Source organism: Hanstruepera flava (assembly GCF_023634025.1).
GTDB lineage: Bacteria > Bacteroidota > Bacteroidia > Flavobacteriales > Flavobacteriaceae > Hanstruepera > Hanstruepera flava.
The window spans coordinates 541216-551155 of the sequence record NZ_JALJCW010000002.1 but is presented as its reverse complement, the minus strand read 5'-3'; the positions used below and the strand labels follow the sequence as shown (position 1 = coordinate 551155).

Sequence of the window (9940 nt, the reverse complement as noted above, 5' to 3'; positions counted from 1 at the left end):
CGCAACCAGCGGAGCCAGCTACGGAATGTTGGGAAACAGCGACCTTTAACAATACAACCTGTTCTTGGGATGTAACGGGTACGCAACCAGCAGAACCAGCTACGGAATGTTGGGAAACAGCGACCTTTAACAATACAACCTGCTCATGGGATGTAACGGGTACGCAACCAGCGGAGCCAGCTACGGAATGTTGGGAAACAGCGACCTTCAACAATACAACCTGTTCTTGGGATGTAACGGGTACGCAACCAGCAGAACCAGCTACGGAATGTTGGGAAACAGCGACCTTTAACAATACAACCTGTTCTTGGGATGTAACGGGTACGCAACCAGCAGAACCGTCTACGGAATGTTGGGAAACAGCGACCTTCAACAATACAACCTGCTCATGGGAAATTATAAACAATGGTGATACTGTAAACCCAGTTTGTAATACTCAAGACATAACAGTGGAATTAGATGCATTTGGAAACGCAGCCATAACAGCTAATCAAATTGACAATGGTTCTTCTGACAATTGTGCCATAAACAGCATGACAGTTATTCCAAACACATTTGATTCAAGTGATATTGGTGATAATGTTGTTGTATTTACAGTTACAGATAATAGCGGTAATACATCAAATTGTAATGCTACTGTAACTGTTGTTGAAAACACACTAGGAAATACAGAATTCGATTATAATGGTGTTAGTATTCAACCAAACCCGTTTAATTCCTATGTAAATATTCAATTACCAATTGTTTCAAGTAACGATGAATTTAAAATCATTCTTTACGACTTAAATGGAAGAATAGTTTACAATTCTATTCACTCAACTTTAAGAGGAGTCATTAAAGTTGGAAACATGGATAAATTGGAGCAAGGATCTTATTTGATAAAAATAACCAATGAATTGAATGGCAAATCTGTAATAAAGAAACTTATAAAGTTCTAAATATCAGAGTTTTCATTATAAAAACCAGTAAATCAGTTAATTTACTGGTTTTTATTTTATTGATTTTCAGTTAGTTATAATATTTTAATGCATTTCATCGATTTTTTTTGCATTTCATGGAGCAACATTGCTATATTTGTCTCATAATTAGATTAGTCCCAAACTAAAAAATTAACCACTTATGAAAAATTTTACTTTTTTAAAGGAAACATTTGCATGCTTGTTGTTTATATTATCATCAGCTGCATTCTCCCAAGTGACCGTAGCCGATTATAATTTCAACACTGACGAACAGGGTTGGACCCTAGGCAGCGATGCTGGTCGGGGAGGAAGTACGTCTTTAAGTTGCGATGGCAGTTCTGGTCATCTTTATGTGGTAGATGACAAAAACTCTAGTATAATTACATCTCCAGGTTTAGACTTAACCCCTTACGATACTATTGATATCTCATTCTGTTTTATAACTGGAGGGTTGGAAAATAATGAAGGCTTTATTTTGCAATATTACGATGGCAGTTCCTGGACAAATATTAAAACATTCAGTAGAGGTACAGATTTTTCAAATAACGGTACTTTCTATTATGCTTCAGAAACCATTACTAGCGGAACGTATACTTTTGACACCAATTCACAATTCAGATTCCGAGGTGATGCTAATAAAAACAATGAATACAATCGTTTTGATAATATTTTAATTGAAGGTTATATTCCTCAACCAGAAATCGATGTTTTAGGCTTAGGAAACAGTATAGCCGACGGCGATGTAACGCCAAGTGCTGTTGACAATACGAGCTATGGTACAGTTGGAGTTTCAACAACTACAACACATACTTTTACTATTGAAAATACATCAAACCCTTCAACAACACTTACCATAAGTAATTCTGGTACAGGTATAACTATAACAGGCGGTAGTGGTTATTTTTCAATAAATACAGAGCCTGCACAAAATAGCACAATATCTGGTGGTAGTAGCTTAAATTTTTCTATTGATTATACGCCTTTGGCTGCTGGTACACATACAGCAACTGTAACGATAGATAATGATGACGGAAATGGTGATGAAATCCCATATAATTTCACTATATCAGGAACAGCTACAATCCCATCCCCTGAAATAAACGTACAAGGAAACGCATTAAATATTACTCATACTGACAGTACACCAGTTATAACTGACGGAACCGATTTTGGATCAACTGACGTCTCCCTTGGTGTTACACATACATTTACAATTGAAAACTTAAACACAGCTACCACCGCACTTTCGGTTGGTGCAATAAGTTTTACTGGTTCAAATCCTGGTGATTTTGCTGTTACTACTGCCCCTTCGGGTTCAGTAGCTATTGGTGCAAGTACTACTTTTGATGTAACTTTTACCCCTAGTGCAGCTGGTATTCGTAGTGCGATCATTAATATTGCTAATAACGACAGTGACGAAAATCCATATCAATTTACATTACAAGGTAACGGGATACCTCCTTTATTAGAAGGTCCCGGCGGTGTTACAAGTCATCTAAAATTATGGCTTAAAGGAACAGATGGATTAGGATATTCAGATGGTAATGCTGTAAGTACCTGGTATGATCAAGGAAGAGGTTCTGATGCTACTGTTAATACTGCAGGTCAAGAACCAACGTACTATGATAATCCAACAAGGAATGTTAATTTTAACCCTGTTGTAGAGTTTGACAATACGTTTTCATCTTTTAGTTTAGATGGAGATTACTCCTATGATAATACCTCCACTCAATTTTTAGAAGGTTCTTCCGGGCTTTACACCCAAGATATGTTTGTGGTTTTAATACCTGACGATACGGTAATCAATGATTCGTTTGGGTTTATGGACACCTTTTGCGGTGATGCTGATATAGCAACCAACGAAACTGATGCAACAGGTATTGGTATGGGAGATTACACTGGGCGTGTTGATAATGAAAGTATTTGTTTTGCACTCGGAACTTATAGCACATCTGAATCTAATGATGGTTATGCCGTTTACGACCAAAATACGAGCTATGACAATGTTGGTATAATTAATGCCCGAAACAATGTTGCAGTAACCCAACAAGAACTATACTATAATGCCAACAATATAGAATATGCACAAAATGATGTGGCTGAATTCTTAAATGTTAGTGATTCTAGATATTGGATTGGCCGAAGTGAAGGTTGGGAAGCTACACTAAACGCTAGAATGTGTGAAATTATTACATTCTCTGCAAGAAAGAATGATACCGACTTAACACAAGAGCGTAACCGTATCCAATCGTATTTAGCCATAAAATATGGTATTACGCTTGGTGCAAATGGCACATCTCAAGATTATGTGGATAGCGCTGGAAATGTAATATGGGATGTTGATACTGGCACTCCTGCTGAAGATGTTTTTAACTACGACATAGCAGGAATTGGTCGTGATGATGATTCTGATTTACTACAAAAACAATCGAGAAGTGTCAATAATGCTCTAGATGGTGCAACACGTGGTCAAGGCGTATTAACTATTGGTATTGGCAGCATAGCAAATACTAACAACTTAAATACCAGCACAGATTTAGAAGATAAAGAATACCTGGTTTGGGGTAACAATGGTGTAGATTTAGATGACCCTTCTGTTGACGTAGAAGTTAACATGAGTACTGATATCTCACCTTCGCTTACAACAAACGTGCAGTTCTACGGTATTGCAAGAACTTGGAAGGTTGTTGAAAATGTTGGTCCAGGAGGTGACATTCCTTCTGTAGAAGTTGCCGTTTTAACTAGTGCAATTCGTACAGCTACTCCTCCAGATGGTCGTTATTTAATGTTTATTTCAGATACCCCTAATTTTGACCCAACAGCAGATTATAGAGTCATGACTGAAGGCACTAATGAATTAGGCGAAGCCATTGTAAAAACCAATTATGATTTTGATGGTACTAAATATATAACATTTGGTTGGGCTCCAGAACTTGTTTTTGAGCGATCTATTTACTTTAACGGAACAACCAGCTATGTTGATATGGAAGATGCTTTAGATTTAAATCCTACAGAATTTACTATTTCTGCTTGGGTTAAGGCAGACACCAATGCGGATAACAAATCTATATTATCTAAACGAGATGCTTCGTTTACAGAAGGATATGATTTTAAAATTAATAGTACTGGTAAATTTGAAGTTTCTTGGAAAACATCTAGTGGATCCATACAAACTACGACTTCCAATACTACTATTCCTAAAAACGAATGGCATCATTTAGCTGTTACATATGGCGCTAGTTTAGTGAGAATTTACATAGATGGTGTATTAGATAAACAAATAAACAGAACAGCACCAAATGATACCAATCAATCATTCTTTATAGGAGCAGCATCTAAATTGTCACCACAGGCATTTTTCCATGGAAACATTGATGAAGTACGTATTTGGGATGTTAGACTTACCGAAGACCAATTGCGATACATAATGAATCAAGAAATTGAAGATAATGCCAGTTTTGTTGGTGGATCATATTTTATTGCTCAAGGCGCTTCGCCAACAAAAGATGAGATAGGCACTATTCCTTGGTCTGACCTAATTGGCTACTACCCTATGTCAACTTACACCTATACCAACACCAAAGACGAATCTGGAAATGGTAATCAAGGGGCTTTAAGAACATTAAGAACAGTAGACAGACAGACTGCTCCATTACCATACCAATCCGCTAATAATGGTGATTGGGATACAGATTCCGTATGGTCAAATGGTAGTGTGCAAGCCAAACCGGGTGCTAACTCTATTGTTGACAATACCGTAACTGTAGATTGGAACATTGTTGAAACCAATCATAATATTACCATGGATAATAGTGGTTTGGCAGCTGGAAACAACGGAAACAGAAACGTATTAGCCCTATTTGTTGAAAGTAACGAGCTTACTGTTGATGGTGATAATAGTACAGATACAGGTTATGGGTTAACCATAACACATTTCTTAAATCTTGATGGAAAAATAGATTTGGAAGGTGAATCGCAATTAATACAAACTACAGATAGTGATTTAGTTCTAGGTGGTTCTGGTGAATTAGAGAAAGACCAGCAAGGTACTCAAGACCTTTATACGTATAACTATTGGTCATCTCCAGTTGGGTTTACAGCAACAGGAACACCGAACAATTATAAATATACGTTAAACAATAATATCCTTAGAGACGGAACAACATCATCGTCACCTGCTAATATAACTTTTGTTGGTGGCTATGATGGTGATAATTCAGGTTCCAATATTGAAATTGCACACTATTGGATTTGGAAATTCAACAACCGATTAAGTGATGATTATGCATCGTGGCAACACGTAAGAAATACAGGTGAAATATTGGCTGGTGAAGGTTTTACAATGAAAGGTGTAAATGACACAGGCGGAAATGTTTCAGATGAACAAAATTATGTATTCCAAGGAAAGCCTAATAATGGAAAAGTATCATTGGGAATAAACAATGGAAACGAATATTTAGTTGGTAACCCTTATGCTTCCGCTATTGATGCCGAACAATTTATTACCGATAATGGTCCTACAATTGATGGAGGTGTTAACCCTATGGTAGACGACCCACTTATTAGTGGTACGCTTTACTTCTGGGAACATTGGGGAGGTGGATCTCACATCCTTGCTGAATATCAAGGTGGTTATGGAACCTATAATTTTTCTGGTGGAGCACCAGCAGCAGCGTGGGGAACCCCAGATCCAGATGTAGCACAAGTAGGCACAGGTACAAAAACACCTGGACGTTATATTCCAGTTGGTCAAGGATTCTTTGTAACTGCTGAAGATGATGGAAACATTGAATTTAACAATGGTCAGCGTGTGTTCCAAAAAGAAGGAACTGCCAGCTCTGTATTTATGAGAGATTCTAATACAGCCTCAAGAACAAACCATGTAGACAATAGAATGAAAATTCGTTTAGGTTTTAACTCTGTTAACACTATCCACAGACAATTATTGGTAACTGTAGATGATCGTGCTTCAGAAAATTATGACTGGGGATTTGATGCCAAATTAAATGAGCTTCAAATAGATGACATGTATTGGATGATTAATAATGACAAGTATGTTGTTCAAGGAATAGATAATATTTCAGACCATACCATTTTACCTATTGGAATTCACACTGATGATGATGGTATAAACAAGATAACTATTGACATTCTTGAGAATGTTCCTAGCGACCTAAATATTTATGCTCATGATAAAGTCCTTAATGTATACCAAGACTTAAGAGAAAGAGATTACGAAATATTTTTAGAAGCTGGCGAATATTTAGATCGCTTTGAAATTACGTTTACAACCCAATCATTAGGTGTTGATGAGTTTGAAGCTAGTGATGCTTTACAAGTATACTTCGTAAACTCTAATACAAGTATTGTAATACAGAACCCAAAACTGGTTGATCTAAAATCTGCTGAAATGTTCAATATGTTAGGTCAATCCATTACAAGATTTAATGAAATTGAAACTAAAAATCATGTAGAATTAAAGACTAACTCATTAAGTACTGGCACTTACATAATAAATCTTAAAACAACCGAAGGTGCCACAATAACCAAAAAAGTATTAGTTAAGTAAATTGGTAGCCCCAAATCTACTATAAGTGTAACTATACTTTGTTTGAGTCCTGAAGATTTCTTCAGGACTCTTTTTTTATTGAAGTTGTGTAATTAATTCACTAAGGGAAATTTCAGATTGTTCACCTTTAAGCATATTTTTTAATGTAAAGGTACTCTTAGACATTTCCTGTTCTCCAACCAACACGACATATGGAATGTTACGTTTATTGGCATGTTGCATTTGTTTTTTCATTTTAGCCGCATCAGGATACAATTCTGCATTAACACCATTGTGTCGTAATTGCTTGATGGCTTTTAAGCTGTACAGAGCTTCGTTTTCTCCAAAATTAATAAACAGGACATCAATGTTTTTAGAAACCTGTTCAGGGAAAAGATCGAGTTCTTCAAGCACCAAATAAATTCTATCCAATCCAAAGCTAATACCAACACCTGACATGTTAGGCATGCCAAAAATACCGGTTAAGTCATCATAGCGACCGCCTCCACCAATTGAACCCATATTAACGTCTTCTGGGGCAGAAACTTCGAAAATGGCGCCTGTATAATAGTTTAAGCCTCTGGCAAGAGTGACATCCAATTCTAATTGTGCAGTTTCAAGTCCTAGTTCAGAAATAGTAGAATCGATAAACTCCAATTCTTCAATACCTTTTTTACCTTCTTCAGAATTACTTAAGATATCTTTAAGTTGCGATACTTGGGAACCAAAATCCCCAGATAATGTAAATAATGGCTGTAATTTCTCAATTCCAGCTTGTGAAATACCTTTATCCAACATTTCCTGTTTCACCTTCTCCTTACCTATTTTATCCAGCTTATCTAAAGCCACCGTAAAATCGATTAATTTATCGCTAGCACCAATAACTTCAGCTATTCCAGAGAGTATTTTTCTATTGTTTATCTTAATTGTAACTCCTGCAAGTTTTAAAGCCGTAAAAACAGCGTCATATAATTGCACAAGTTCTACCTCCTGCCATAACGATGTAGAACCTACCACATCGGCATCGCATTGGTAAAACTCCCTAAAACGCCCTTTTTGTGGCCTATCTGCGCGCCAAACCGGTTGCATTTGGTAACGTTTAAACGGAAACTCAATCTCGTTTTGGTGTTGTACCACGTAACGCGCAAACGGTACGGTTAGGTCATAACGAAGGGCTTTTTCAGAAATGAAAGAAATCAGTTTGTTAGAATCTTTTTCATTATAAATGCCGTCATTGACTTTATTTAAATAATCACCAGAATTCAAAATCTTAAAAATCAGCCTATCACCTTCATCTCCATATTTCCCCATAAGGGTTTCGGAGTTTTCAAAACTTGGTGTTTCAATAGGTTGAAAGCCAAATTTTTCAAATTGGTTTTGTATTGTAGTAAATATGTAATTGCGTTTAGCTACCTGCTCAGGATTAAAATCGCGTGTGCCTTTTGGAATACTTGGTTTTTGTGCCATGTTAACTTCCCACGAAAGTGGGAATCTTTTTTAAATTCTTAAATAGATTTCCTCCTCCTCATACAATTACTAATGTAATGTTTTGATGCGGTGAAACAAAAATAATAGTTTTAATTACTTCTCGATACATATCGACAATAAATGTCGATACACTCGAAGTGACGAAATTAATTAATCAGTTTGTCAAAATACTGAAACAATTCGCCTTTGGTGATGACACCGCCTTGTTTAATTAGTGCAAACTTATCGGCATGTCTATCTTCAGAATAGTCTTTTTTGGCCTGCATAAATTCCACATCATCATCCATTAAATTCTCACGAAGCCAATTAAAACCATCCTTTGTTGTCAAATCTATTGCATTTTTAAGCTTCACGCCTATTACATGCATATTGGTTTCGTTTAAATTGAATAAATGCATTTGCTGTGGCGATATATGCTCTACATATTCAACTTTACCCAATACACCTTCCCAAACCAAGTCGCTAAACACGTCCAACTCTTGTTCAGCCACTTCCGGTTTATTGGTTTTTATATCTTCCCACTCATCAGCAGTTATGGATTGTGTGGCTAAAAAATTAATAAATTCTTTATGTAGTTCTTCAAACTGTTCTTTTGTTAATCTGGCGTATTTCATTTGTAGTTTGATTTATTTATGACTTGCGGTTAAAAAACTATTAAAAAAAAAGCCTCAACTAGGTTGAGGCTTTTAATATGATATGAATTGCTTAAGCTTGAGCAATAACCTCGAATGGTAATTCTACAGTTACTTCTCTATGCAAACGAATTACAGCATTGTATTGACCTAAACGCTTAATATTACCACCAGTAATACTAATGAATTTCTTGTCAATAGTGTGTCCTTCCTTTTCAAAAGCATCTACTAAATCCATTTTGGTTACAGAACCAAATAATTTATCTCCAGCAGAAGCCCCTTCAGTAGCTTTTGCAGTTATTTTAAGTTCTAATGCCTTGATAGCCTCTGCTACTTTTTGAGCATCTTCTATAATTTTCTTCTCTTTAAAGGCACGTTGCTTTAAGTTTTCTGCCAATACTTTTTTAGCAGAAGTTGTAGCCAATACGGCTTGACCTTGAGGAATTAAAAAGTTTCTACCATAACCGTTCTTTACTGTTACAATATCGTCTTTAAATCCTAAATTTTCAACGTCTTGTTTTAATATAAGTTCCATTGTTATGATAATTTTATTTTAATAAATCGGCCACGTATGGCATTAATGCTAAATGACGAGCTCTTTTTACCGCAACAGATACTTTTCTTTGGTACTTTAAAGACGTTCCTGTTAAACGTCTTGGTAAAATTTTACCTTGCTCGTTTACAAAGTTTAATAACCAATCTGCGTCTTTGTAGTCTACATACTTAATACCAGACTTTTTAAAACGGCAGTATTTTTTGGTTTTATTCGTATCTATGTTTAATGGAGTAAGATATCTGATCTCTCCATCTTTCTTCCCTTTTGCTTGTTGTTCTATAGATGACATAATTACGCTTTTTCTTTAAGTTTATTTCTTCTTTTTTCAGCCCAAGCAATTGCATGCTTATCTAACTTAACCGTTAAATAACGCATAAAACGCTCGTCACGTCTAAACTCAATTTCTAATTGGTTGATTACTTCTCCTGGTACAGTGTACTCAAATAAGTGGTAAAAACCACTTTTTTTGTTTTGAATTGGGTAAGCTAATTTTTTTAAGCCCCAATTTTCCTTAGCTATCATCTTCGCTCCATTAGAAACAAGAAAATCTTCGTATTTCTGTACTGTTTCCTTTATCTGATCTTCAGATAAAACGGGATTTAAGATGAAAACAGTTTCATAATGATTCATAAAAATCTAATTTATAGTTAAAAATGGGTGCAAAAATAGTTCTTTTTACCAAATAAAACAACTATATTTAAACTTAATTTAAGGGCTTAACAACTTGTTAAAAAAATGTTAAAAATAACGTTTTAAC

General features: G+C 35.7%; 7 protein-coding genes. 2 read left to right on the top strand and 5 right to left on the bottom strand.

Annotation, left to right across the window (positions count from 1 at the left end; all coding sequences use genetic code 11):
* The coding region (locus tag MTX13_RS10105; protein ID WP_250434541.1) for a T9SS type A sorting domain-containing protein at positions 1–938 on the top strand (938 nt) is incomplete at its 5' end.
* A 181-nt stretch (positions 939–1119) separates the two neighbouring features.
* On the top strand, positions 1120–6528 hold the full coding sequence (locus tag MTX13_RS10100; RefSeq protein ID WP_250434540.1) for a LamG-like jellyroll fold domain-containing protein: 5409 nt from the start codon (positions 1120–1122) through the stop codon (positions 6526–6528).
* Between the two features lie 75 nt (positions 6529–6603).
* Here MTX13_RS10100 and hisS read toward each other — a convergent pair whose 3' ends face one another.
* The 5 genes from hisS to rpsF all read right to left on the bottom strand — a co-directional run bounded on the left by hisS (position 6604) and on the right by rpsF (position 9813).
* Positions 6604–7974, bottom strand: a complete 1371-nt coding sequence (gene hisS / locus MTX13_RS10095; RefSeq protein ID WP_250434539.1) for a histidine--tRNA ligase — start codon at positions 7972–7974, stop codon at positions 6604–6606.
* Between the two features lie 167 nt (positions 7975–8141).
* A complete protein-coding gene (locus MTX13_RS10090) occupies positions 8142–8609 on the bottom strand; it encodes a DUF6495 family protein (protein ID WP_250434538.1) in 468 nt (155 codons plus the stop codon).
* A gap of 91 nt (positions 8610–8700) precedes the next feature.
* A complete protein-coding gene (gene rplI, locus MTX13_RS10085) occupies positions 8701–9162 on the bottom strand; it encodes a 50S ribosomal protein L9 (protein WP_250434537.1) in 462 nt (153 codons plus the stop codon).
* Between the two features lie 13 nt (positions 9163–9175).
* Complete coding sequence (gene rpsR / locus MTX13_RS10080) at positions 9176–9472, bottom strand: 30S ribosomal protein S18 (protein WP_104734030.1); 297 nt, start codon at positions 9470–9472, stop codon at positions 9176–9178.
* A 2-nt stretch (positions 9473–9474) separates the two neighbouring features.
* On the bottom strand, positions 9475–9813 hold the full coding sequence (rpsF, locus tag MTX13_RS10075) for a 30S ribosomal protein S6 (RefSeq protein ID WP_223035038.1): 339 nt from the start codon (positions 9811–9813) through the stop codon (positions 9475–9477).
* Positions 9814–9940 lie beyond the last annotated feature (127 nt).

What these genes read in the sequence shown, in the direction of transcription:
- rplI (WP_250434537.1), bottom strand. Translation starts at nt 9,162, where the DNA reads ATGGAACTTATATTAAAACAAGACGTTGAAAATTTAGGATTTAAAGAC.
- hisS (WP_250434539.1), bottom strand. Translation starts at nt 7,974, where the DNA reads ATGGCACAAAAACCAAGTATTCCAAAAGGCACACGCGATTTTAATCCT.
- rpsR (WP_104734030.1), bottom strand. Translation starts at nt 9,472, where the DNA reads ATGTCATCTATAGAACAACAAGCAAAAGGGAAGAAAGATGGAGAGATC.
- rpsF (WP_223035038.1), bottom strand. Translation starts at nt 9,813, where the DNA reads ATGAATCATTATGAAACTGTTTTCATCTTAAATCCCGTTTTATCTGAA.
- MTX13_RS10100 (WP_250434540.1), top strand. Translation starts at nt 1,120, where the DNA reads ATGAAAAATTTTACTTTTTTAAAGGAAACATTTGCATGCTTGTTGTTT.
- MTX13_RS10090 (WP_250434538.1), bottom strand. Translation starts at nt 8,609, where the DNA reads ATGAAATACGCCAGATTAACAAAAGAACAGTTTGAAGAACTACATAAA.